The sequence below is a fragment of the Rathayibacter sp. AY1B8 genome, from assembly GCF_002932775.1.
Lineage (GTDB): Bacteria > Actinomycetota > Actinomycetes > Actinomycetales > Microbacteriaceae > Rathayibacter.
On the sequence record NZ_PSWJ01000033.1, the window covers coordinates 1 to 23474 of the forward strand.

Sequence of the window (23474 nt, forward strand, 5' to 3'; positions counted from 1 at the left end):
ACTCGATGCCCTTCTTCTCGAGCACCCGGTAGGTCATGGTGCACTGCACGCACGACGGCTTCGAGTAGACGGTGAGCATCAGTCGTCCCACCGGTCGCCGCGATGCGGGTCGTGCTCGTCGTTGACCGGGGACCAGGCGTGCAGCTCGGCCCACTTCTCGGCGGCGTCGGTGTGTCCGGCGTGGGTGAGGAGGTCGATGATGCCCGTCGCGCGCCAGCACGGCAGCGTCGGAGCGATCGCTTCCGTGACGGCCGGGTCGGAGAGCGTGGCCGCGAAGGCCGCGACGGCCGCCTGGTAGGTCGCCGCCGGGTCGGGCGTGGTCTGCTGCTGCTCGCTCATCGGTGAGTTCCTTCCGGGGTGTGGGCGTCGCCCTCGTCGTCGTCGCTCGCGTGCTCCGCGATCCACAGGTCCGCGGCCTCATCTCGTCCGAATGCTCGCAGGAGTCCGGCCAGCGCGTCGACCTCGGCGCAGCTGAGTCGCACGGCCAACTCATCGGCGGTGTCTCCGTGGGAGAACACGGACGCGAACTCGGCCACCGCGCCAAGGAGGGTCGGCTCCTCGGCCGCGGGGCTGGTGGTGATGGTGTCGGACATGGCGTTTGCTCCTCGGTGGTGGTGCGGGTCAGGATTCGGTGCGGGTGAGGGTGTCCACGAACATGACGCCCTCGGGGCCGGGGATCGTGGCGGTGTGTGCCAGCGCCCACCCGTTGCGTGCCAGACCTGAGAGGTCGACGTCGCGCTCGGCGATCCGGCGCAACTGGCTCTGCATCCCGTCCTCGTTCGTGGCCGGGACGAAGGTGCTGACGGTGGTGATCTGCTGCATGTTCTTCCTCTTCCTCATCGTTTTTTTGCCGTCAAGGCGGTTCTCCGCCTTAGCAACCGGAGGGCGCAGTGCAACCCGCAGGGCGGCGGTGGAGAGAGTTTCGGCGCGATGTGAGGGAGCGCAGCGACCGCGTGCCGAAAGTCTCGGAGGAGCCGGTGGCGCAGCCACTTGAACGGAGCCCGTAGGTAGCTACGACCGCAGCGAAGCGGAGGGAGCCGCCGAAGGCTTCACGGCAAAAAAGGGTGTGAGCCCGTAGGGCGACCAACGGCGGCCGGCGCAGCCGGGCGACCTCTAGGCGGCGCTTCGTCGCCGCTGCACGAGCGCAGCTCGCGCCTCCCGGAACGGGATCCCCGGGGAGCGTGAGGGGCCCGCCCCTCACGGGCTACCTACCTATATAGGTAGGTAGCCCTCGCTCGATCAGCTCGCGGCGGCCGTCTCGGTGGCGGCGGCTCGGGCTGCCTCCACCTCAGCGGCGGTGTGGTGTCCCTGCACGTCGGCGTAGGCGACTTTGTAGGGGCGGGTTCCGTCGTTCCAGTCGAGCGCGACAGTCACGCTCTTGGGGTTCACGCGGGTAACGACGTGCCAGCCGAAGCGGTGCTTGATCATGTCGCCCTTGGCGATCGTGTCGCGGCTGTGGATCGTGACCCGTCCGGCCGCGGCCTGCGCCTCGCGGACGGCGGTCCAGTAGTCGCGCTGGTCTTCGAGCTGCGCGCGCTGGGTGAGCAGCCGCTCCCGGTAGGCGCCCGTCGCGGGGGCGGTCGTCTCGATGTAGCCGCCACCGAAGTTGTGCGAGCTGCCCTCGATCTTCCGCGTGCAGCCGCGAATGTCGGTATCGAGCCGGTCGATGCGGCGGGCCACCATTCCCGGCGCGTAGCGGGATTCGGTGGTCCCGGCGGCGACGTCGGCGCGGGCGCGGGCGCGGGTGGCCTCGCGGTCGGCCTCGACGCTGCGGCCCATCGCGTTGTGGGCCTTCTCGATCGCGTTGCGGTGCCGCGTCTCGGAGTGGTGGCCGATCTTGATCGGCTCGCCACCCTCCGGGAGCCGGTCGAACGCGCGGCGCGCGGCCGCGTCGGCGGTATCGGCGTCCGCGGCGCGGCGCTCGGCCTTCGCGTCGAGCGCGTCGACCCGGGCGGCCTGGCGCTCGATAGTCGCCGCCTCCGCCTCGGCGGTCGAGCGGAACGTCTCTTCGGCTTTGATCGTGACCTCGTGTCCGGCGTCGCGCAGGGCGGTCGCGGCCCGGTTGATGGTCCACCACTTCGGCAGGCGGTCGCGGGACTGCGGGACGTACCAGGCGCCGATGGAGCGGCCCCAGCGCCAGCCGGACGCCTTCAGGATCTCGGCGGTGCCGTCCCCGCGGCTGGTGCCCTCGATGATCGTTCCGGCTTCGGGCGTGTGGGTGATGGTGAGCATGTCGGTTCTCCTTCTCGGTTCGGGGGGGGTCAGTCGTTGTCGCGGTAGTCGGCGGGCGTCTCGCTGCGGTCGTGCAGCGCGTACGCGGCCGGGAACAGGTCGAGCGCTCGCGCGACGTCGACCGGAACGACGACGTAGGCGCCGGAGGCCATGTAGCCGACGCGATCCGCGGGCAGCGCCTCCACGGGCTCGAAGTGCTGCAGCGTCACCCCGGGAAGCCCCGCGCGGCCCTCGCGGGTGACCAGGTGCACGGCCGGGGTCTGCTCGGTCACCGGGTCGCGGCCACCGGCGCCGACGATGACCACCTGACGGGCGGTCCGGCTGATCCCGTCCGCTCCGGGTCCGTGGTACTCGCTCTTGATGACCTCGGTACGGGTGCCGCGCTGCTGGCTCATGGTGTGTCTCCCTCTGGCTGATCGTTTTTCTTTGCCTCTCCGGCGGGGAAGACCGTTTGAGTGGAGGCGGCGGAGTGACGCCGATCACGAGCGATGTGAGGGAGCGCAGCGACCGCGTTCGGGATCGGTGGCACGCAGCCGGTGGAGCGAAATAGGTTGAAACCGCGGAGAGGTGAAGAAAACAGGTGGAACGGGCCGCCGTGGCGGCTTCCAACCTGCGGCGCGCGGCGCCGCTGCGCGAGGGCATCTCGCGCCCCCGGAACGGGCTCGGAAGCGTCTAGGACGCGGGAGGATGGGTACCTGGTAGGCAAGCGGCCGACGACGGGAATCCCATGCACCTGCTCGAGCTGACTATCGGACCGCGCCACTTCTCGCTGCCGGTCGACGTCGATCGCGTCGGGCTCACGCAGCGCCTCGAACAGGCGGCGGCCGCCGGCGGCGCCTTCGTAGAGATCCCGACGTCGCGCGGAACGACCTCAGCGTTCGTGACGCCCGCGACTGCCGTGTTCCTGGACGTCATCGACGCCCCCGACGAGACGGCCGACGGCCTGGACCCGCGGACCTCCTCGATCGACGTCGACCTGGTGGACAGGTTTTCTAAGTGGTGACGACGCCGCTCTAGCGACCGCGGTCGCCGCGGTCCGGCGCTGGCGTCGGTGAGGTGGCCGGGATCGCTCGGTCACCGCGCTCGGGCGCCGTGGTCAGCGCCGTGGTGGAGAAGCTGCGAGAGACGGTCGCCTGAGCCTGCGCGAGGGCGGTGTCGATCAGAGGGCGCCCGAACGCAGTGCGCGACTTGTCGACCTCGACAGTGCGCGGCTGCCCTTCCGCGGGGGTGTTGTAGCGGCGGAATCGCATCACGGTGGAGCCGGTATCGGCCAGCTGCTCGGCGGCGAACTCAGGGAGGGACCGACCTCCCGGGCCGGCATAAACGTTCCTGGCGTACTCGCTGGGCACCCATCGACCGCCGAGCTCGTCGGCGCCGGCGAGGGCGCGTTCGTAGGAGTCCTGCCAGCGGCCGGCGATCCGCGCTTCCGACAGCTCGAACGGCACCTCGACGTCGATCACTTCGACGCTGTAGCCGGCTGCCGCGAACCGCTGCCCCAGCTCGACCGCCTTCTCGGGCGAAGAGAGCACGGTGTCGATCACGACGTTCTGGCCGTCCCGAATGGCCGCGTCGCGGAGTTGGATAGCGAGAATGGAAGACTCTTCGTGCACGAGCGAGGCCAGCTCGAGCGGGAAGAACTTCTCCCCCGCTGCCTCGGCGGCGCGGACCTCGGGCGGCAGGATCGTGCTGTCGTAGGTGCCGTCCTTGATCGCTTCGGTGAGCAGCGCCCGCTTGAACTCGTCGGCGTCGATGGTGAGCCAGGCGTTGCGGTCGGTGCCGAGCACGTCTCGGAGAACGGTCGATTTACCGGCACCAGGCGGGCCGGCAAGGATGATCGCCTTCCGCTCTTGGCGCACGTCAGGGAATTGTGCGCGGTAGTCGGCCACAAAGCGGTCGTGTAGTTGTTGCCGCGCACCACGCGGCTCGTAATCCTGGTCGGCGCCGAGCCGGAACCACTCTCGGTTGTTCACCGTCGCGTGTTCGCTCTTGGGGCTCAGCGGCCCGCCCGCTCGCGCCCATGCACGCACTGTCTCGCGGTGCTTGGCGATCGCTGACGAGTCCTCCCCAGTCACCGACCTTGCTCGCTGTAGCGGTCCAGGATCTCGTCGTATGTGTCGACGTCGATGAGGTGCTCACTCAGAGCGCGTCGCACCTCTGCAAACTCTCCCGCGTCCGCGGTCGTCCAGTCGTAGCCGTCGCTAGCTGACCCCGGACGGTAGGACCAACGGCCGAGCTCATCGATGACCTGCTCCTTCGTCAGCTCCCCCGCGTCGTAGCGCTGAGCAATCTCGTAAGGCGTTGCGCCAGAGAATCCGGGCCGCACGTCCGACACTGCGGCCGCGGACTTCAATGCGCTGTTGACGGAGGGCTGTGAGATTCCAATTTCTTGCGCGAGCTGCCTCTGCGTGGTGTCCTCCGCAGCGCGGCGCAGCGCGCGAAGATATGACACCCGCGTTACGACCTGCAAGCTGCGCAGCTTGCGGATGGTCTCCCCATCGGGCCTCTGAATGATCGACACGGCAACCACCTCCTATAGAACATTCTATCTGAGGAGGCTGGCCGCCGATAGAAGTCAGCGGGCGTGAGCGGTCGCCAGCTCGGCCCAGTGGGTCGTGGCGCGCAGCGAGAGCGCTTCGCGCTTCATCGTCCAGACCGGCCCCTTGCGGATCCCGGCGAGGCCCAGTCCGACCGCGGAGCGGCCGTGGCGTTTCGTCACGGCGTCGATCGTGGCGCCCAGACCCTTGGAGTCGAAAGCCGTATCGAACACGTCGAGGAAGGCGTGGGAGTCCTTCGGCGACAGGTTGGTGAGGATGACGCCGGCCCGCACGTAGCGGGCGCCCTCGCGCAGCCGCGGGCGCAACGTCGCGATCGCGGCCTTGACGATACCCACCGGGTCGTCGGTGGGCACGGGGAAGCCGGCGAGGCCGCCGGCGGACTCGTACGGCGCGTCCGCGAACGGCGACGTCGACGCGAAGACGCTCATCGTCTTCGTCACCGACCCCTGCGCGCGCAGGCGGTGCGCGGCGCGTTGCGCGTAGACGGAGAGCACCTGCTCCATGTCCGCGATCGTCGTCACCGGAGTGGCGAACGAGCGCGAGAAGATCAGCTGATCCCGGACGGTGCGGGCCGCCTCGAGCGGGATGCAGTCGACCCCGCGCAGCTCGTAGACGGAGCGCTGCAGCACCACGGAGAACTTCTTCCGGATCAGCGCCGGGTCGGCATCGCGCAGGTCCCGGATCGTGTGGATGGACAGCTCCGCGAGGCGCTTCCCGGTGCGGCCGGCCACTCCCCACAGCTCAGTGACGTGCTGCGACGCCATGAGCGCGTCGAGCTGATCGGGCGTGTACCAGTCGGTGTCGCAGACCCCGCCGAGGCGCGGGTGCTTCTTCGCTCCGCCCTTGTTGACGAACTTCGCGAGCGTCTTGCTCGGCCCGAACCCGACGCAGACGGGCAGGCCGACGTTCTTGGCGACGGCGGCGCGCATCGCGCGGCCGATCTTCGCCCGCTCCGCCACGTCGCCGTCGACGCCGAGGAAGCTCTCGTCGATCGAGTAGACCTCCTGCCAGGCGGAGTATCGGCCCAGCAGCTCCATCACGCGGGCGGACAGCTCGCCGTACAGCTCGTAGTTGCTCGAGCGGGCGATGACCTCCGGAAGACGGCCGGAGCGGATCAGGGGTTCGATCTTGAACCAGGGGGTGCCGTTCTCGATGCCGAGCTTCTTCACCTCGTCGGAGCGGGCGACCACGCAGCCGTCGTTGTTCGAGAGGACGACAACGGGCCGGCCGGCGAGCTTGGGGTCGAATAGCCGCTCGCAGGAGACGTAGAAGCTGTTCACGTCGACCAGGCCGACGCGCCGCTCAGAGCGCACGGTGCAGCCGGTGGAGACAGACCGTGACGACGCCCCACACCTGGAGGTCACTCAGCTCGGCGACGTGGATCGGCGGGTACTCCGGGTTCTCCGCCCGCAGCACCACTCCCCCGGGGTGCAGCTCGAGGCGCTTGACGGTCAGCTCGCCGTCGAGGATCGCGATGACCACGCTCCCGTGCGTCGGCGTGATCGACCGGTCGACCACGAGCTCGTCGCCGTCGCTGATGCCCGCGCCGGTCATGCTCTCGCCCGAGACGCGGACGATGAACGTCGAGGTCTTGTCCCGGATGAGGTGGTCGTTGAGGTCGAGGGACCCGTCGAAGTAGTCCTGTGCCGGCGACGGGAACCCGGCAGCCACCGCGTCACTGGTGACGAGGAAGGCGACGGCGACGGCGTCCGAGGCCGGAGTCGCGATGCGCTCCACAACGGTCACGCTCATGGTCGGCCCCCTCCTCGTCTCATCGAACATATGTTCGAATGCGTCCGAGTGTAGGTCGGCCCCACCGACACTCGCTCCCAGCCCGCGCACCGAGCGGGATCGGGTGCTCATACCGGGCGAGTCCTACCCAGATACCTATATAGGTATCTGGGTAGTTTGCTAGGTGGATAGATAGCCATATAGGTTTGCGGCATGCAGACAATGATGATCTACAGCGAGAGCGGCGGTGCGACGAAGAGCACCACCGCGGTCTCCCTGGCGATGGTGGCGGCCGAGGAGGGGCGGCGGGTGATCCTGATCGACCTGGATCCGCGTGGCGCGACCACGAAGTGGCTCGACGCGCAGCCCGTCGACGTCGGGCTCGACGTCGGAGCGATCCTGGGTAACGCCGACCCGAGGGGATGGGCGGACGAGCTCGCCGTGCCTTCGCCCTTTCACTCGAACCTTCGAGTGATCCCGTCCGACCGCAGCGTGAGCGCACGCGAAACGGACGATCCCGGAGAAGTCGGGCATCGCTTGGCGGACTCGCTCGAGGATGTGCCTGCGGACCTCGCGATCATCGACTGCCCGAACCGCCAGGGCGGGTCGCTGATCTACAACGCCCTGACGGCGGCGGAGTCAGTGATCTACGCCGCCACGCCCACCGCTGACGGCGTGGACGGATTCATTGGTGCACAGGAGAGTGTGCGCCGCTACAACGACCTCAGCGACCGCGCAGCGGTCGAGGAGGCCGGCATCATCGTTGGCGGCTACAAGGAGACGATCACGCCGCGAGAGGCTACGCACAGCATCGAGCAGATGCGAGAGACGGGGCTTCTCCTGACTCCGCTCGTCCCGCACCGGACCATCGTCGGAGAGGTCCGGTACTCGCACGACTGGTACGGCAACTTCCGCAAGGGCGCACCCGTCGCCGCCGCATACCGTGAACTCGCACGAAAGGTCATCCGATGACGAACGAAGATCGCCCCGCCAGCCTCCCGCGCCGAGCACAGCCGGCGCCCGACCGCAGCGACCCGATCGCGTCCAAGCCTCGTCCGGCTCCGACGCCCGCACCGGCGCCGGTAGCAGCCCCGGTATCGCGGGCGAATGCGGGCACGGCGGCCACGCCGCCGCGGAAGCAGCCCACGGAGGTTCTGCATGTGGACGTCGATGCCGAGCTGTCGTACTACGTCCAAGACCTGCGAGCCGCGACCGGTCGCACTAAGAAGAACATCGTGGAATCGGCCCTGAGCGAGTACCGCGACCGGAACCCGCTCAGCTGAGCCCGAGCCCCTCGAAGATAGCCAGATACCTATATAGGTATCTGGCTATCTTGATTCTCATGCAGAATCTAAATGGCGCTGTTGCACCAGGAGCGAACGGCGGATTCGAATCGCTCTGGATCGGCGTTCCATTCGAGGGCGTGGCCGGCGGGGTCGCTGGCGATCAGCGTCGCATTCACGTGCGCGTTGCTGAACGAACGGGAGTCGCTGAACGGCGTGGTGCGATCACCCCCCGAATGAATCAGGAGCACCGGTATGCGTAGTGGTGCGGCTGCGTCTATCCAGTCGAGTGCTTTGAAGTTGAGAGGAACTGGTGAGCCCAGTAGACGACTGACACCGCGGGCGCCGAGAGCCCATGTGGCGGCCGCAGCGACGACACGGGGGACTCCGGCGTTAGCGGCGCTGAAGAGCACGCTGTTGCGCCAACTGAGGACGGGGGAGACAAGGATCAAGCCTGCGATTCTGGATCGGTGCGACGAGCTCGTGGCGAGGCGCAACGCCATTGAGGCGCCGCTGGACCAGCCGACGAGGACGACCCGGCGCGCTCCCCGCTCGAGAGCGAGCGCGATCGCAGCGTCGACGTCGACCCATTCGGTCTGACCGAGCGTGAACGCATTGAGTGGCGCCGTTGGGCCTTCTCCGTCACCGCGGAAGGAAGGCACCAGTGAGGTGTAGCCGGTGCCTCTGAGTGCATGCACGGAGCGAAAGGCAGCGTCTCGGCCGGACAGACTGCCGTGGATGTGGATCGCCCAAGTGTCTGCGGCGTCTCCTTTGCCGGAAAACAACCAGGCAGGCGCCTGTCCAAGCTCGGTTTCGACGGTCACCTCGCGGGCGTCCGGGTCGAGTTCTCGGGCCGTCGCGAACACATTCCCGATGGGTCGACTCAGGGAGCCGGCCGTGGGGGAGGGGGCATCAGCATTGAGTGTGAGGATGCGTTCGATCCCGTCTGGTCCGCTTCGCAGGATCGGACCGAGGACCGCGTGGCGGGTTTCGTCGTCGTAGAGCAGGCCGAGCTTGCCGTTCTGCTTCGTGATCGGAGTAGGACCGAGGACGATGCGATCGGGCGTCGGAACCGCGACGATCGGTGTTGGGCGGCTGCGCTGCGGTCGGATGACACGGCGCGCAACGGTGGCGACGACCGCGGCTCCGGCGACGCCGACACCAACTGCGGGGATCGCGACCCAGAGTGCGCTCACCGGCTATGCGGCCTTCCGGAAGCCGCCGCCGATCACTCGCGGAGTGAACGCCTGGTCGGGAGCGATGAGCGTGCGGACCCGAGCGACAGCTGCATTCTCGTCAAAGGTGAACGCGCCCTCTCCGCGAACCTCAGCGTTCTTCGTGAGCACGAGGATCTGTTGAGCGTGTGCGATCAATCGCCGGTCGCTCAGGTAGGTCGTGAACGGTGGTCGCTCGATGAGGCCGTGTCGGACGGCGGCCTTCGATGCTCGAGCGACGTCGATCCGGCGACGGAGAGGAACGACGATCGCCGTCCACCCGATGCCGAGCATGATGATGAGAAGACCGAGGAAGAACGGTATCTCAGCGGCGTTCCACGCGGAGTAGCGGAAGGCGTCTCCGCCGTAGCCGAAGTGAGAGGCTGTGAGGAAGGCAATCTCGATCAAGCAGCCGATCGTGGTGATGGCGAATCCGGTGATGAAGACGAGCTGAACCCCGCGCCAGTTGCGACGCGCGTTGATGATCGAGGAGACGGATAGCCACACGAGAGTCGCCATGTAGGCCGATCCGTAGAGCCAGACGGCGGTCTGGTCGAGGCGGTCGATGATGAAGTCGACGCTTGTGCGGCCCCGGTTGCCGATCAGCAGGAACGGCACGATGTAGGAGCCGAACATGATCGCCAGGCCCCACCGACTGCCGACGCGGCCTTCGCCGCCGGCGCGCCGTCCGAGCGCTTCGCGGAAGAACCAGAAGGCCGATGCTGCTGCCAGGTCGCGGACGAGGGTGATGACGTTGGTGCCACCCAGTAGCGCGTCATATGTGAAGAAGGGGATGGGGAATCCGTAGGTGGAGAGTGCGACGGCACCGCTCACCGTGGCCCAGAAAGCGGGACGCGCTGCGGGCTTCGCTGCGGCGCGAGGAGCCCGCACAAGCACCAGCGCAATGAGAAGCGCTAGGCAAACCTGTTGGATCATCCGAAATACGTTTCTTCGCTCGTCCGATTGAGTGTCTGGATACGGCGGACCATCGCGAAAGCTACTTCCTCGATGGCAATCTCCGCCTTCGCTTCTGTGCTTTCTGGATCATCTGTCGGGGCACAGAGGTGTGTGGCTCCGTGCCGCCGGCCCGGATGGATCAGCCGCGGGATCTGCTCGCTGAACCAGGCGTCCGGAGCGTAGACGAAGAGGATGTGCGCAAGCTCATGGCACGCGTTCTGGCTCTGGTAGTGGAGCTCGTCGCTCTCTCGGCAGACGACGGTGCCGAACTCGGCTGTGTCGATCCAGAGCCCTGTCACTGATTTGAGGTCAGCGCTGGCGGAGGCGATCAGATAGATCGGCTTGCCGTAGACCTTCTCGACGGACGATTGAAGATCGTCCCACGTCGCGGCGGCCGGAAGTCCGAGCCTGCTCACGAACTCGTCGGCCGCCTGAACGATCGATCCACTGCGGCCTTGGCCACTGCGGCGGAGCATCCGCCACCGGCCGCGACCTCGTTCCGTGGAGTCTGACGGCATCGATGGACTCCGTTCGCCTGGCCGGGAGAAGCTCATCCACTTTAGACGGCATTCCGGGCGCGAGCGGAGCTGCGTGGCCCTACAGGACGGCGCGGCCGGCTATCGACGTAGCTCGGTGACGATTTCGGACACGACGGCGGCGATGCCGCGTAGCTCGTCGGGCTCGATTGTTCCGAGCGATCGGGCGGCGACGCGCTCGATGCCGAGCGAGCGCATGGTGCCGTCGAACCCGAGGCGGGCTTCCACGGCCTCGACCAGCTCGGGGTCGTCTCTGAGCAAGTAGTCGGGGTCGACGTCGAGTGCTTCGGCCACGGCGAAGAGCACTTCGACTCGTGGTGCCGAGGGGAGTTGCCCGGCCATGAGCAGGCCCCATTCCTGGCGATCGATCGAGGCCCCGCTGAGGAGAAGGATCTCGGAAATTCTGGTGCGGGAGGTAGTGGCGTCGAGGCCTCGTGAAGTGAAGACCAGTGAGAGACGACGCGCCAATTCGGCGGGACGTAGAGCGCTGGATTCCTCAGTCGGCATGGATTCGCCGTCTGTGACGTAGCTGACCAGTTCCTTAAAGGCTACTCGGCCCTGAAGCTGCTTCACGAGCGAGTCCAAATCGGCGTTCGTGGCGTGCGCGAGCGCGAGAAGAACAGGGACAGGCATGTCCCGTTCTCCCTTGATGTACCGAAGGACGGTCCGGTAGGGCAGGCCGGCTCGCTCAGCCGCGGCCTTCACGTTGAAACCGGCGTCGTAGATGGCGCTCTTGACGGCCTCGCCTATGACGGCATTGACGTTCGTTGAGTCCACCTCCACACCACGATTCTAGGTCGGCGGCTACCGACGTGCCGTCAGTGTAGACAGTCAGTGTCCCATTTGGGCATCTACGAGTGTCCAAACGGGCAGTTTGGGACTAGATTGTGATGAAGGCAACGAGGGGAACCAACGACATGAAGCACACGAAGCACACCGGCACCGGCCTCTGCGCCGCGATGGCCGCTGCGGCTGTGCTCGCATTGGCAGGGTGCTCGGGCGCTGCTCCCGAAACAGCACGAACTGCACCGACGCCGACCGCCCAGATCCCTTCTGCATCGGGCTCGACTGCGGCCAGCACGGCTGAGGCGACGCCGACTGCGGCCGCCGCTCCGGTCGACTCTGAGCCGGTTCCCGTTCCGGGAGTCGAGAACGACGCGCTTGCCCTCGCGGCCTCGGCAGTGACGGCGTTCTGCCGCCCGACGCTCGACTACGACACCTGGATCGCGGAGCTCTACCCGTTCCTGACTCAGCAAGCGGCGATCGCCTACGAGACGGTCGATCCGATGAACGTGCCCTGCACGTCGTTGACCGGCGATGCTCGGGTCCGGGACGGCGACGGCACGTTCACCATTCGCGTTCTGGTGCCCACCGACGCTGGGGACTACTCGGTCTACGTCCACCGTGCTGTAGAGACGGCGCCCTGGGGCGTCGAGCAGATCACCCCCCTGGCCTCGGAGTAGGCCGGTGCAGAAGGGGGGAATTGGGGTACTGGCGGCGGTTATGGTGCCGATCGTCACCGTGGCGCTACTGCTGTGGGTGCTGTTCTTCGGCGGATCGGCCGCGGCCGCATGCCTACCTGGTGGAGGCCCGGTCAACGTGTCCGCGATCCCGGCGGACGCGAAGGTCGGGGCCTACGGGCACGACCAGCTCGTGAACGCAGCACTGATCGTCAATGCAGGTGCAGCGAAGGGGCTCGGCGCGGACGGGCAGACGCTCGGTGTCCAGACGGCGATCGGGGAGTCCTCGCTGGTGAATATCACCTACGGCGACGGCGCGATCAACCCGGACGGATCGGTCGCTGACTCGATCGGCCTGTTCCAGCAGCAGTCGAGCTGGGGCACCGTCGAGCAGCGCATGGACCCGACGACCTCGGCGGGCTTCTTCTACGACCGCCTCGTGGCCGTCGAGGGCTGGCCGGCAATGGAGCCCTCCATCGCGATCAACAAGGTCCAGCGCAACGCCGACCCGAACCACTACACGAAGTACCGCGCCGACGCCGTGGCGATCATGACCTACCTGAACGGGCTCGGTAGCAGCACGACGGGGCCGGCGACGACCGGCGCACCGGTCAGTGTTCCGTCGACGCCGACCAGCACCACGCCTACGACGGCTGCGCCGGTCGGTGGATGCGTAGCCGTGTCCGGAGACGCGCAGGCCCTCGCCGCCGGACTCGTGACGGCGATGGACGAGGGGCGCCTGCGCCTACTCGAGGACCGCTACGCGCAGCAGATCCGCGACATGGCCGCCGGGACCGCCAAAGAGAACTGCGGCATCGACGTCCGGATCCTCCAGGTCATCACCATCGCGCTGAACACGTTCGGGAAGGTCGGCGTCTCCGACCTCAACCGACAGTGCACCGGCTCGCTCCTGGGCGCAGGCACCGGCTCCTCGCACTGGATCAATGGCGGCGGTCACGCGGTCGACTTCTTCTCCTTCGACGGCACGGCCACCACCGGCTGCGACCCCAACGCGCTGAAACTCCTCACCGTTCTGGACCCGCAGGTGCCCCAGGGCTCCCGGGCCGGCCAAATCCAGTGCCGCTCGACCAGCTACGAGCACATCACTCAGTTCACCGATACCCCGAACCACCTCCACTTCGACGTGGGGTTCGCGGACGGACCCCTCACCACCGGATAACCGGACCTCTTCGGCGTCGCGACCGCGACGTCGATCCCCCCAGCACCACCAACGAAACGGAGCACCTCATGTCCCTGCTCGCAGCGACGACCGACATCCTCACCACCGCAGGCGCGCTCGGCGCCGTCGTGCCCGACCCGGGACCCGGCGGCATGCCCCCCGGGTTCGAGGCCTTTACCACCGTCATGGGCTGGGCCAAGTGGGTCGGCCTCGGCGTCGCCGTCGTCGGCCTGATCATCCTCGGCGTCACCATGACCGTCTCCGCCCGCCGCGGCGAAGGCGGAGAGATCGGCGGCTGGCTCGGCCGCCTGCTCGTCGGCGTGATCATCGTGTCCGCCGCGTTCACGATCGTCGGCTTCCTCATGGGCGCGTAGCGTCCGGAGGAAACCGACCGCATCACCAACGAAAGGCACGACGTCATGAGCGACACGGAGTCCCGCAACCCGTTCACCAGTCGAGGATTCATCTTCGGAGCCATCATCTTCGGAGTCCTCGTGCTGGCGGCGATCCTCCTCGCGATTACGTCCCTGGGCGGAGGTGGCGGGCAGAGTGCTCCCGCCACCTCCGCGACGCCCGCCGTCACCGCCTCACCGGAAACCGACACCGCCGCAGCAAGCGTCTGCAACCTTCCCGGTTACGACGAGAGCGGAACGCTCTCGACGGCACCTGTCACCGACTGGACCATCGTCGGCACGATGGCCGCACCGTCGTCGGACACCGCCGGCCCCGGCGTGATCGGAGAGGACGGGCTGCGCAGCTGCTACGCGCACACCGTCGAAGGATCGCTCTTCTCGGTGGCGAACCTCTGGGCGATGGGAACGGATGGGCGCCTGGCCGACGCCGTTCTCGAGCGCCAGACCGCGCCTGGCGCTGGTCGCGATGCCGCGATCGCCGCGGACATTCCCCAGAGCAACACCGGAGGCAGTGTCCAGATCGTCGGCTTCCGCGTGAGCTCGTACACCGCGGACGAAGCCACGATCGACATCGCCTTCCGCTCTAACACCAATCAGCTCCTCAGCTTCCCCGCTCCCGTGACGTGGGTCGACGGCGACTGGAAGTCGGTGTTGACCGCTGACGGTCAGCCGCCGTTCCGTCCGACCGCACTCACCAGCTTGGGCGGCTATATCCCTTGGGCAGGTACCGAATGACAGTGACTCCACCCGCAGGCGAGCCCTGCGCAGCGTGGGACGTCGTGTGCTGGTCATCAGCAGGCATCGGCGAAGTCGTCTCGAAGGCGTCTAACGACGCCTTGCAGCAGTTCGTGAACAACATCTTGGAGGGCTTCGGCAAAGCGGTCGTCTCGCTCGGCACCCTCTGGGTGAACGTTCCCTCCCCGGTGACCGTGGTCGACCGGGGAGGCGGCGTTAACGGTGGCGGTACCCCGCCCCTGCCGGAAGCGTTCGAGACGATCCTCGGCTACGTGACGTGGGTCGCGGCGGGCCTCGCGGTCATGTCGCTCATCATCGCCGGCGTCATGATGAGCACCCGTCGCCGCCACGGCGACGGCGAGGCGCACATGGGACGCATCGGCGTCATCATCTTCGCCGTCTTCCTGCTCTCCTCCGCCTCAGCGCTCGTCACGGGGTTCCTACCCCTGGCGCTGCACCTCAACGAATCTTCGAGCGTCGTCGGCTGGGTGCAAGGGCAGCTCGAGTGGTACGCCGGAGGACTCGCGATCCTGTCGATCCTCGTCGCCGCCGGCCGCATGGTCTGGACGCAGCGTGCGGGCGAGTTGCGCACCCTCGCCCGGTCGGTACTGACGCTGATCGCCGTCGCCGGCGCGGGACTCGTCGTGATCCGTCTCGCCACGCAGGCAGGCGACGCCTTCTCGATCTGGATCCTCAACAACTCCACCGACTGCGACGTCACCAACGGTGAGAGCAACTGCTTCGGCACGAACATCTTCGCGATGATTTCGCTGACCGCAACGTCGGGTATCGGCCTCATCGGCTTGTTCCTCCTCGGCATCCTCGCCGTGCTCATGACCTACGTTCAGATCGCGCTCATGGTGTTCCGCGGCGCGATGCTCGTCGTCCTCGCCGGCATCTTCCCGATCGCTGCGGCCGCGACCAATACGGAAATCGGGCAGCAGTGGTTCAAGAAGACGATGGCCTGGACCCTCGCCTTCATCCTCTACAAGCCCGCCGCGGCGATCGTCTACGCGATCGCGTTCCGGATGACCGGCACTGATCTGTTCAAGTCGGACGGGACCGGGCTGTTCCAGATCGTCACGGGCCTCGCGCTGATGCTCATCGCGCTCGTGGCCCTGCCCGCGCTGATGCGCTTCCTCGTCCCCGCTGTCGCCTCGGTGGGCGGTGGCGGTGGCGGTGCAGGCCTCCTGCTCGGTGCGGCCGCGGCCGGTGGAGCGGCGGAGATTGCCAGCGGAGCAATCCGCTCGCGCAGCGGAGGCGACAGCGGCGGGGGCGGAGGGTCGCCCGGCGGCGGTGGCTTCGGCTCCGCACCGTCCGGCAGTAGCGCCTCCGCCGGCAGCAAGGGGTCACCCGCTGCGACTCCGGCCGCCTCCGGCGCAGGCGGCGGCGCAGCTGGCGGAGCTGCGGCCGGCGGTGGCGCGGCAGCGGGCGGTGCGGCGGCAGGCGGTGGTGCCGCAGCCGCGGCAGGAGGTCCGATCGGTGTCGGCCTTGCGGTGGCAGGGAAGGCCGCCGAAGGCGCGAAGCACGCAGCAGGGGCGGTCAAGGCCGCCACGGACGACGCCACTGGCGGCAACGGAAGCGGGAACTGATGAGCACGACAACCCCTATGCGCAGCGCTGAGGCGCCGCGGACGTACGGCAACTGGCGTCGCCCGCAGACTGCGGGACTCGGCGGCCTCGGACAGCTCGCCACGGGCGTGCTGTTCGTCGGCATCCTCTCCTCGATCATCGCGTCGATGTTCTCCGGCCTCGGGGCCGCGCTCGTCGTCGCCGCGATCTTCGGCGGGATCTTGCTGACGGTTTCGGTGAAGGACAAGCACGGGCAGAGCGCCCTCGGAAGGACGGTGAATCGCGTGAACTGGATGCGGACGAAGGCCAAGGGAGCGAACGTCTATCGTTCAGGTCCCGCGGGTCGGGCGAAATGGGGCACGTTCCAGCTCCCCGGACTCGCGGCGGCGTCGCAGCTCTCCGAGCACGAGGACTCGCACGGGCGCCGATTCGCTCTCGTGCACGTCCCCTCCACCAAGCACTACACCGTCGTAATCGCTACCGAGCCGGACGGCGCCGCGCTGGTGGATCAGGAGCAGGTCAACAACCAGGTCGCGGAGTACGGCATTTGGCTCTCCAACCTTGGAGACGAGCCCGGCATCGAGGCAGCCTCCGTCACCGTCGAGACGGCCCCCGACACCGGTACGCGCCTGCGCTCGGAGGTCGAGGGGTCGATGGACCCGGATGCACCGGAGTTCGCTCGAGCGATGCTCTCGGAGGTCGTGAGCAGCTACCCGGTCGGGTCGGCCACGATCCGCGCCTACGTCGCGATCACCTTCTCTTCCCTGTCTCGCATCGGCGGGAAGCGCCGCAACGCGAAGGAGGTCGCCGCCGACCTCGCCGCCCGCCTGCCTGGCCTGACGACGAGCCTTGCCGCGACAGGGGCCGGCGCTGCACGGCCGCTCGGTGCTCAGGAGCTGTGCGAGGTGATCCGGATCGCTTACGACCCCGCCGCCGCCGTCCTGATCGATGAGGCCCGCGCCTCCGGGGACGTGCCCGAGCTGTCGTGGACGGACGTCGGCCCCGCGGCCGCTGAGTCCCGGTGGGAGTCGTACCGGCACGACGGCGCCGTGTCGACGTCGTGGACGATGACCTCCCCGCCGCGCGGTGTCGTGCAGTCGGGGATCCTCGCGCGCCTGCTCGCGCCGCACCGCGACGTCGCTCGCAAGCGCGTCACCCTGCTCTACCGCCCCATCGACCCGGCCCGCGCCGCGGCGATCGTGGAGGCGGACCTGAACGCGGCGCAGTTCAACAGCTCCGCGTCGACCAAGCCCACCGCCCGCTCGACCCTCTCCACCCGCTCCGCCCAGGCGACCGCGGCGGAGGAGGCCTCCGGTGCTGGCCTGCTCAACTTCGGCCTGATCGTCACCGCGACGACCACCGACGCTGTGCACGAAGCGGACGCACGCGCGGCGATCGACTCGCTGACCGCCGCGGCGCGTCTTCGGGTGCGGCCGGCGTTCGGGTCGCAGGACACCGTTTTCGCTGCGGGTCTGCCGCTGGGGCTCGTGCTCCCGCGTCACCTGCGCCTGCCCACCGAAGTGAGGGAGTCCCTGTGAGCCTGATCACCCGCCTGTTCTCCTCGAACAGCGACAACGAGCTCGAGCCCGGCGAGGACGTCCTGCCGGACGGAGCGGTCACCGCCGCGCACGGCGATACGACGGGGGAGGAGCTGACCGGCGACGGCCTGCCCACCGGTGCCGTGTCGTCCTCGGCAGAGCCCGGCACCGGCACGACGGCACCCTCGCGGCGGGCTGCGCGCGGGCAGGGCGAAGCTCCGGCCCCGGTAGCAGTGGTCGCTCAGCGCCCGACGCTGACCAGAGAGCGCACCACCCCGCGCACCCGACGCCGAGAGGGGAAGAAGATCGAGATCCCGCACGGCGGGAAGAAGAAGAGCCAGGGGACGGCGCTGCGCCGTCCTCTGCGCCCGAGCATCCGCGGATGGCTCGGTCGCGGCGGTGGTGAAGCCGTCAACGTCACGGCCGCTGATGAGTTCCGCGGGACGACCGTGCAGGTGTGCGGGCTGTACCCGTTCTCGGTCGGGACGGGTACGCCGATGATCGGGGTGCCGCTGGGGAAGAACCTCTCCACCGGCGCCTCCGTCTGCTGCGACCCGATCAGCTGGTTCCAGCGCGCAAACCTCATCTCCAACCCGTCGATGTTCGTGCTCGGCAAGCCCGGCCTGGGGAAGTCCTCGCTGACCCGCCGCATGGCCGCCGGCCTCGCCGGGTACGGCACGATCCCGCTCGTGCTGGGCGACCTCAAGCCGGACTACGTGGATCTGATCGAAGCTCTCGACGGGCAGGTGATCCCTCTTGGCCGTGGCCGCGGGTACCTGAACATCCTCGATCCCGGTGAGGCGTCGGAGGCGGCGCAGCGCCTGCGTGACGAGGCCGACCGCTCGCTCGAGCGGGCCGACGAGCTCGCGCACCAGGTCGACGCGCTCGGCGTCTCCGACGACACCGCGGCGATGATCGCGGAGGTCGGTCGGCTGCGCAAGCACGCCGCGAAGGTGCAGCGCCTCGCGCACCAGGTCCTCGCGGACGCCCACGGCCGCCGGCACACGATGGTCGCAGCGCTGCTGACGATCCTCCGCTCCCAGCCGCCGAGCGACCGTGAAGAGACGATCATCGACCGGGCGCTGAAGTACCTGGACGAGCACCACCAGGGCGTGCCGGTCCTCGCGGACCTGCTGCGCGTGATCCAGGAGGCGCCGGACGAAGTTCGTCAGGTCGCGTTGGACCGCGGCAACATCGAGAAGTACAAGGACGTCACCGAGAACCTCGAAGCCTCCCTCATCGGCCTCACCACCGGTGGACGCCTGGGCGAGGTGTTCTCGAAGCAGACGACCACGCCGATGCGCCGGGACCGGCCCGTCGTCTACGACGTGTCCTCGATCGACGACTCCGAAGGCGACCTCCAGGCCGCGATCCTCCTCGCCTGCTGGTCCGCCGGCTTCGGGACCGTCAACGTCGCGGCCGCCCTCGCGGACGCGGAGCTCGAACCGCAGCGGCACTACTTCGTGATCCTGGACGAGCTGTGGCGGGCGCTGCGCGCGGGTAAGGGCATGGTCGATCGCGTCGACGCGCTCACCCGCCTGAACCGTGCGCGCGGCGTCGGCCTGGCGATGATCAGCCACACCATGTCCGACCTCCTCGCACTGGCCTCCTCGGAGGATCAGATGAAGGCGAAGGGCTTCGTGGAACGCTCCGGCATGGTCATCTGCGGCGGCCTCCCCGGTGCTGAGATGCCGCTGCTGACCTCGGCGGTGCCGATGTCGATCGCGGAACAGGGGATGCTCACCTCCTGGCAGGACCCGCCCGCCTGGGACCCCGTGTCCGGGCACGAGTCCGAGCCTCCCGGCCGCGGCCGCTTCCTGATCAAGGTCGGCGGACGTCCCGGTATCCCGGTGCGCGTCGAGCTGACCGCAGCAGAGAAGGAGGTCAACGACACCAACAAGCTCTGGCACGCGACCTCCCGCGCCGGCCGCGCAGCGGAGCCACTGCCCACCGATCCCGTGAACGTCGAGATCCTGCCGTGAGCGTCCTCGTCGCACTCGGCGCGAGCTGCGTCGCGGCCGGCGCCGCCGGCGCCGCGATCATCAACGCGATCCGAGCCCGTCAGCGGACGGCAGACCGCGATCGGTTCCTGCTCACCCTCTGCTGGACCGGCGTCGGGCTCATGGCGAGCTTCGTCGCCTGGGACCAGTGGGACCGGGTGATCGCGTGAGCTGCCCGTCGACGCTCGCCTTCGAGGGCTACCGCTGGACCTGCCAGCGGTCCGCCCCGGGGGAGCACGGCTTCCACACGACCGACCTCCCCGTCTCCTTCGCGGAGCGGGGCCTCGCGGTCCTCTCCTGGGGGACCTCGCACCAAGCACCCGCCAACGACTGCACCCCGCGGTGGGCCGGCCCGATCTACACGGAGGAGTCCGCATGAGCGCCACCGCCAACAACCGCCGCCGCGAGCCTGGCAAGGCCAATAACGACGCCCTGATGCTCGGCGCAGCCCTCGCGGCGATCGCTGCGATCGGCATCGTCTGGGTGGCCGTCGCGGTCGGTTCCAAGCTCGACGGCGTGAACGAGGGCCTGCCCTCGGACCCGTTTGAAATCATCTCGGGCCTGTTCCGCGGCCAAGTGGTGTGGTCGACGTCCGCAACGATGATCGCCGCGGCCGCCGTCGCCGTCATCGTCCTCGTGGGCCTCTGGCTCGTGTGGATGCGCTCGCTCGGACGGAAGAACCGCTCAAGCGTCGACCACGCCGCCCGCTACATGGCGACCCCGCGCGACCTGGCGCCGATGATGCGCAAGGAGGCGTTGAAGAAGTCCGCCCGCCTCGGCGTCGCTGAGAACCCCGGCGTCCCGGTGGGCCGGCTGCACCTGGGGAAGCAGATGCTCTACGCCTCGTTCGAGGACATGATGCTGCTGATCGCCGGCCCCCGCGTGGGCAAGTCGACCTCCCTCGTCATTCCCGCGATCATGGCTGCGCCCGGCGCCGTGGTCACGACGTCGAACAAGCGCGACGTGCTCGACGCGACCCGCGACGTCCGCGCCGCCAAGGGTCACGTGTGGGTCTTCGACCCCCAGCGCGTCGCGTTCGAGGACGCGACATGGTGGTGGAACCCCCTCTCTTACGTCACCGACGACACCAAGGCCGCGAAGCTCGCGACGCACTTCGCCTCCGGCACCCGGGCGATGAACGCGAAGACCGACGCCTACTTCGACGGCAAGGGCCAAGAGCTGCTGTCCGACCTGCTGCTCGCGGCCGCGGCAGGCAACCGGCCGATCAGCGACGTGCTGCTCTGGCTGACCTCCGTCGAGGACGAAACCCCCGTCGAGCTCCTGCACGACAACGGCTACCCGACCAACGCGCGAGCTGTCCGCGGCATCATGAACACCGCCGACAAGGCCCGCGACGGGATCTACTCGACCGCGCAGGGCATGGCGGTGTGCTTGAAGAGCGCCGCGACCGCCGACTGGGTGAACGCCCGCCCGAACGACACCCGTCCGCAGTTCGTCCCGGAGACGTTCGTCACGTCGACCCAGACGCTGTACTCGCTGTCCAAGGAGGGCGCCGGCACCGCCGGCCCGCTCGTCACCGCCCTGACCGCCGCGACGATCGAGGCCGCGGAGGAGCACGCCGCGCGATCCCGCGGCGGGCGCCTCGCGACGCCGCTCGTCGCCGTTCTCGATGAGGCCGCGAACGTCTGCCGGTGGAAGGACCTCCCCGACCTGTATTCCCACTACGGATCGCGCGGGATCCCGATCATGGCCGTGTTCCAGTCCTGGTCCCAGGGCGTCGGCGTGTTCGGCAAGGAGGGCATGCTCAAGCTCTGGTCCGCCGCGAACGTGAAGCTGTACGCCGGCGGAGTCGCGGAAGACGAGTTCCTGCGCACCCTCTCCGAGCTGATCGGCACCTACGACAAGGAGACCACCTCCGCCAGCTACAACAAAGGTGTGCGCTCCACCACCTCGGCGCTGCGGCGAGAGAAGATCCTCGAAGTCGCGGACCTCACCAGCATGGGCCGCGGACGGGCGATCATGCTCTCCTCCGGAGCCCGCGCGGCGCTGGTCGACACGGTGCCCTGGTACAACGGGCCGAAGGAGCAGGTCGCCGCGATCAACGCCTCCATCGCCGCCCACGACGCCAGCAGCGGACCGGCGAACGCTGCACCCGTCTCGCCTGTCGTGACGGTGATGCCTCCGCTCGAGGATCAGCCTGCGGCGGACGTCGACGCGGAGCAGAACGCGACTCTCCGGGGCGAGCGATGAGCGACGAGGATCTGTTCGACGTCGACACGGATCCCGTCACGCTGCACCCCGTCGAGGAGGAGGTGGACGAGGAGGAGGTGCCTGCGACGTACTTCGGATCTGCCGACGAGTGGGTCAGGAAGTTCCTCCGGCCCTCCTATCGACGCCGGGTGACGGCCAAGGGCCAGGCCGCCGGCGATCGGTGGGCGGCTGAGTGGTGGAGCAGCGTCGAGGCGCTGACCCGCATCGAAGCCCTCTGGCGGATGTGGGAAGAGATCCGCACCAGCGCCGGCTCCCTGAGCGCCTACTGGATCAATCACCTCGACCCGCACATGCGAGTCCTGCTCTCGCCCAGCGGCCCGTTCGCGACGTCGACAGACGAGAACCGGCCGGGCGACATGCTTCCCTACACAGCCCCTCCGACCGGGATGTTTCCCGAGGACGCACAGGGCTGAGGACGACGGACAGAGAAGGGCCCGCGACACCAACCGGTGTCGCGGGCCCTTCTCTGTTCCAGCGTCAGCGACCTGGTTCGGACCGCTCGATCTGAGCACCCTGGCCACGCGCGCCTCGCGTCGAGGGGACGCGAGTGCGCTTCGTGGCCTCCGCGCCGCGCGCAGGAGTGGCGAAGGAGGCGTCGACGGTCATCCGCGCGTTGACCTGCTCCTCGGGAACGTTCTGAGCCTGCATCGATGCTGCGGTGTGTGCTCGCCGCTCGGCACTGTCGTACGCAAGCTCTCCTTCGGAGCGTGCCGCGGCCGCACGCCCCTCCTGAGCGGGTGCGGGAGCGTCGGGGGCACTCTGCTGGCCGCTGTCGTCTCGGTAGAGCGCGACCTGGGCACGAGCGTCCTCAGCGAGGCTACGCAGCTCCTCAGGGCTCTGCGTGGGTGTCCCGCCGGCCTCCGCGTCTCGGTCGTACTGAGCAGCTTGCTGCTCGAGCTCATCGGCGCGACGCTCGCCGTCGACGGGGATCTCGACGGACGTGTTCTGGGATGCGTCGTTGGCGCGGTCGAGGCGGTCGGCCTCCGTGACCATCACCTGAGCTTCGGTGACGTCGCGCTGCGACTGTGCCCGCTCGGCATCCGCTGCGTCGACGGCAGAGCCGCCGGTCTGGTCCGTGCGCCACTCCTGCACGAGAGCGGCGCGGGCGGCTTCGGCAACGGCCGGGTCTGCGGGCTGCACCCGTCCGTCGTCATCGAAGGCGACGGCCGTCTCGACGCGGTAGTCCTGGTAGCCGACCGGATCGTTGGCGCGCTTCCACTCCTCCGCAAGGCTTACGTGCATCGCGGGAATGTCGCCTGCGACCGCTGCGCGGTAGTCCTCGATGAGAGCACGCTCGGCCGAAAGATTGGGCTCTCGGGCGTCTCCGACAGGCATGGTGAGACGGTCCTCGTCGTGCCGGTGGTACCCCTCGGGTGCGGCGGTAGTGGCCCACTGCTTCGCGAGGTCCAGCTCGGTCGGGGTGTCGCGGGCGATGCCCTGCAGCGTGGCGACGTCGACGCCGTAGCGCTCCTTCGCCTCGGACGCGATCAGGGCGCTGGCGGACGCGATCTGCGGGTCCGCGTCCTTCCACGCCGCGGCCGTCTCAGCGACGCGGGCGACGTCATGCACGGTCGCCTGATCCCACCACTGGGGATCGTTGACGACTGTCACGGCCTGCCGTGCAGACGCCCGCTCAGCCTCGTAGCGGGCTGCGAGCTCGCGCGCCTCGATCGCGCTGCGCTGCTGAGCCTCACGCATCGCCTCCTGGTACGCGCGAGCCAGCTTCTCGCCCAGCTGGACCGCGATTGTGAGCGCGATCCGTGCGGACGAGTTGATGGACTCCTCCACGCCTCCGTCGTCGTCAGCCATAGTGATGCCTCCCCTTCACTCGTGTAGG

28 protein-coding genes are annotated in these 23474 nt (G+C 68.5%); 14 read left to right on the forward strand and 14 right to left on the reverse strand.

Annotated features, from left to right (window positions below; genetic code table 11):
* Nucleotides 1-78: 78 nt before the first annotated feature.
* The 5 genes from C5C63_RS15075 to C5C63_RS15095 all read right to left on the reverse strand — a co-directional run bounded on the left by C5C63_RS15075 (nucleotide 79) and on the right by C5C63_RS15095 (nucleotide 2627).
* Entirely contained in the window at nucleotides 79-339 is a 261-nt protein-coding gene (locus C5C63_RS15075) for a hypothetical protein (protein WP_104234446.1), read from the reverse strand.
* Complete coding sequence (locus C5C63_RS15080) at nucleotides 336-593, reverse strand: hypothetical protein (RefSeq protein WP_219813020.1); 258 nt, start codon at nucleotides 591-593, stop codon at nucleotides 336-338. The genes C5C63_RS15075 and C5C63_RS15080 overlap by 4 nt, the downstream gene beginning before the upstream one ends.
* Before the next feature lie 28 nt (nucleotides 594-621).
* Nucleotides 622-822 (reverse strand): hypothetical protein, encoded by a 201-nt coding sequence (locus C5C63_RS15085; protein WP_104234445.1) that lies wholly within the window; start codon nucleotides 820-822, stop codon nucleotides 622-624.
* Nucleotides 823-1239: 417 nt separating this feature from the next.
* Nucleotides 1240-2232 (reverse strand): DUF3560 domain-containing protein, encoded by a 993-nt coding sequence (locus C5C63_RS15090; protein WP_104234444.1) that lies wholly within the window; start codon nucleotides 2230-2232, stop codon nucleotides 1240-1242.
* A gap of 29 nt (nucleotides 2233-2261) precedes the next feature.
* On the reverse strand, nucleotides 2262-2627 hold the full coding sequence (locus C5C63_RS15095) for a hypothetical protein (RefSeq protein ID WP_104234443.1): 366 nt from the start codon (nucleotides 2625-2627) through the stop codon (nucleotides 2262-2264).
* Nucleotides 2628-2959: 332 nt separating this feature from the next.
* On the opposite strand from C5C63_RS15095, the gene C5C63_RS15100 reads away from it, so the two are divergent.
* Nucleotides 2960-3235 (forward strand): hypothetical protein, encoded by a 276-nt coding sequence (locus C5C63_RS15100; RefSeq protein ID WP_104234442.1) that lies wholly within the window; start codon nucleotides 2960-2962, stop codon nucleotides 3233-3235.
* A gap of 10 nt (nucleotides 3236-3245) precedes the next feature.
* Here the strand turns inward: C5C63_RS15100 and C5C63_RS15105 are convergent, their stop codons facing one another.
* The 4 genes from C5C63_RS15105 to C5C63_RS15120 are packed head-to-tail and all read right to left on the reverse strand — an operon-like array spanning nucleotide 3246 to nucleotide 6539.
* The gene (locus C5C63_RS15105) at nucleotides 3246-4304 is read right to left on the reverse strand and encodes a zeta toxin family protein (RefSeq protein ID WP_181028843.1); all 1059 of its coding nucleotides are present in this window, start codon (nucleotides 4302-4304) and stop codon (nucleotides 3246-3248) included.
* Entirely contained in the window at nucleotides 4301-4750 is a 450-nt protein-coding gene (locus C5C63_RS15110) for a winged helix-turn-helix transcriptional regulator (RefSeq protein ID WP_104234441.1), read from the reverse strand. Before C5C63_RS15110 ends, C5C63_RS15105 begins: the two co-directional genes overlap by 4 nt.
* A gap of 54 nt (nucleotides 4751-4804) precedes the next feature.
* Nucleotides 4805-6100 carry a Y-family DNA polymerase gene (locus C5C63_RS15115; RefSeq protein ID WP_104234440.1) on the reverse strand — a complete coding sequence of 432 codons (1296 nt, stop codon included), beginning with the start codon at nucleotides 6098-6100 and terminating at the stop codon, nucleotides 4805-4807.
* Nucleotides 6090-6539, reverse strand: a complete 450-nt coding sequence (locus C5C63_RS15120) for a LexA family transcriptional regulator (RefSeq protein WP_104234439.1) — start codon at nucleotides 6537-6539, stop codon at nucleotides 6090-6092. Before C5C63_RS15120 ends, C5C63_RS15115 begins: the two co-directional genes overlap by 11 nt.
* 192 nt (nucleotides 6540-6731) lie before the next feature.
* Here C5C63_RS15120 and C5C63_RS15125 point away from each other — a divergent pair, with 192 nt between their 5' ends.
* On the forward strand, nucleotides 6732-7490 hold the full coding sequence (locus C5C63_RS15125; RefSeq protein WP_104234438.1) for a ParA family protein: 759 nt from the start codon (nucleotides 6732-6734) through the stop codon (nucleotides 7488-7490).
* Entirely contained in the window at nucleotides 7487-7801 is a 315-nt protein-coding gene (locus C5C63_RS16790; protein ID WP_146086414.1) for a hypothetical protein, read from the forward strand. The genes C5C63_RS15125 and C5C63_RS16790 overlap by 4 nt, the downstream gene beginning before the upstream one ends.
* Nucleotides 7802-7869: 68 nt before the next feature.
* Here C5C63_RS16790 and C5C63_RS15130 read toward each other — a convergent pair whose 3' ends face one another.
* The 4 genes from C5C63_RS15130 to C5C63_RS15145 form a co-directional block, all read right to left on the reverse strand.
* Nucleotides 7870-8997 (reverse strand): S9 family peptidase, encoded by a 1128-nt coding sequence (locus C5C63_RS15130; RefSeq protein WP_104234437.1) that lies wholly within the window; start codon nucleotides 8995-8997, stop codon nucleotides 7870-7872.
* A gap of 3 nt (nucleotides 8998-9000) precedes the next feature.
* Nucleotides 9001-9951, reverse strand: coding sequence for a hypothetical protein (locus C5C63_RS15135; protein ID WP_104234436.1), 951 nt, complete (start codon nucleotides 9949-9951; stop codon nucleotides 9001-9003).
* Complete coding sequence (locus C5C63_RS15140; protein WP_146079343.1) at nucleotides 9948-10490, reverse strand: hypothetical protein; 543 nt, start codon at nucleotides 10488-10490, stop codon at nucleotides 9948-9950. Before C5C63_RS15140 ends, C5C63_RS15135 begins: the two co-directional genes overlap by 4 nt.
* Nucleotides 10491-10589: 99 nt before the next feature.
* A complete protein-coding gene (locus tag C5C63_RS15145) occupies nucleotides 10590-11291 on the reverse strand; it encodes a helix-turn-helix transcriptional regulator (RefSeq protein ID WP_104234434.1) in 702 nt (233 codons plus the stop codon).
* A gap of 134 nt (nucleotides 11292-11425) precedes the next feature.
* On the opposite strand from C5C63_RS15145, the gene C5C63_RS16795 reads away from it, so the two are divergent.
* From C5C63_RS16795 to C5C63_RS15205, 11 genes are all read left to right on the forward strand, one after another.
* On the forward strand, nucleotides 11426-11971 hold the full coding sequence (locus tag C5C63_RS16795) for a hypothetical protein (protein WP_146079342.1): 546 nt from the start codon (nucleotides 11426-11428) through the stop codon (nucleotides 11969-11971).
* 40 nt (nucleotides 11972-12011) lie between these two features.
* Nucleotides 12012-13148 (forward strand): hypothetical protein, encoded by a 1137-nt coding sequence (locus C5C63_RS15155; protein WP_104234432.1) that lies wholly within the window; start codon nucleotides 12012-12014, stop codon nucleotides 13146-13148.
* A 68-nt stretch (nucleotides 13149-13216) separates the two neighbouring features.
* A complete protein-coding gene (locus C5C63_RS15160) occupies nucleotides 13217-13522 on the forward strand; it encodes a hypothetical protein (RefSeq protein WP_104234431.1) in 306 nt (101 codons plus the stop codon).
* 45 nt (nucleotides 13523-13567) lie between these two features.
* On the forward strand, nucleotides 13568-14296 hold the full coding sequence (locus tag C5C63_RS15165) for a hypothetical protein (protein WP_104234430.1): 729 nt from the start codon (nucleotides 13568-13570) through the stop codon (nucleotides 14294-14296).
* Nucleotides 14278-15888: a hypothetical protein gene (locus tag C5C63_RS16800; RefSeq protein WP_181110639.1), complete on the forward strand. Its 1611-nt coding sequence runs from the start codon at nucleotides 14278-14280 to the stop codon at nucleotides 15886-15888. Before C5C63_RS15165 ends, C5C63_RS16800 begins: the two co-directional genes overlap by 19 nt.
* Nucleotides 15888-17405 (forward strand): SCO6880 family protein, encoded by a 1518-nt coding sequence (locus C5C63_RS15175; RefSeq protein WP_258065475.1) that lies wholly within the window; start codon nucleotides 15888-15890, stop codon nucleotides 17403-17405. The genes C5C63_RS16800 and C5C63_RS15175 overlap by 1 nt, the downstream gene beginning before the upstream one ends.
* Before the next feature lie 374 nt (nucleotides 17406-17779).
* A complete protein-coding gene (locus C5C63_RS17305; RefSeq protein ID WP_208323109.1) occupies nucleotides 17780-19387 on the forward strand; it encodes an ATP/GTP-binding protein in 1608 nt (535 codons plus the stop codon).
* On the forward strand, nucleotides 19384-19575 hold the full coding sequence (locus C5C63_RS15190; protein WP_104234428.1) for a hypothetical protein: 192 nt from the start codon (nucleotides 19384-19386) through the stop codon (nucleotides 19573-19575). The genes C5C63_RS17305 and C5C63_RS15190 overlap by 4 nt, the downstream gene beginning before the upstream one ends.
* On the forward strand, nucleotides 19572-19784 hold the full coding sequence (locus C5C63_RS15195) for a hypothetical protein (protein ID WP_104234427.1): 213 nt from the start codon (nucleotides 19572-19574) through the stop codon (nucleotides 19782-19784). Before C5C63_RS15190 ends, C5C63_RS15195 begins: the two co-directional genes overlap by 4 nt.
* Entirely contained in the window at nucleotides 19781-21616 is a 1836-nt protein-coding gene (locus tag C5C63_RS15200; RefSeq protein WP_104234426.1) for a type IV secretory system conjugative DNA transfer family protein, read from the forward strand. The genes C5C63_RS15195 and C5C63_RS15200 overlap by 4 nt, the downstream gene beginning before the upstream one ends.
* Nucleotides 21613-22050, forward strand: coding sequence for a DUF4913 domain-containing protein (locus C5C63_RS15205; protein ID WP_104234425.1), 438 nt, complete (start codon nucleotides 21613-21615; stop codon nucleotides 22048-22050). Before C5C63_RS15200 ends, C5C63_RS15205 begins: the two co-directional genes overlap by 4 nt.
* A 64-nt stretch (nucleotides 22051-22114) precedes the next feature.
* On the opposite strand, the gene C5C63_RS15210 is transcribed toward C5C63_RS15205, so the two are convergent.
* Nucleotides 22115-23446 carry a hypothetical protein gene (locus C5C63_RS15210; RefSeq protein ID WP_104234424.1) on the reverse strand — a complete coding sequence of 444 codons (1332 nt, stop codon included), beginning with the start codon at nucleotides 23444-23446 and terminating at the stop codon, nucleotides 22115-22117.
* Nucleotides 23447-23474 lie beyond the last annotated feature (28 nt).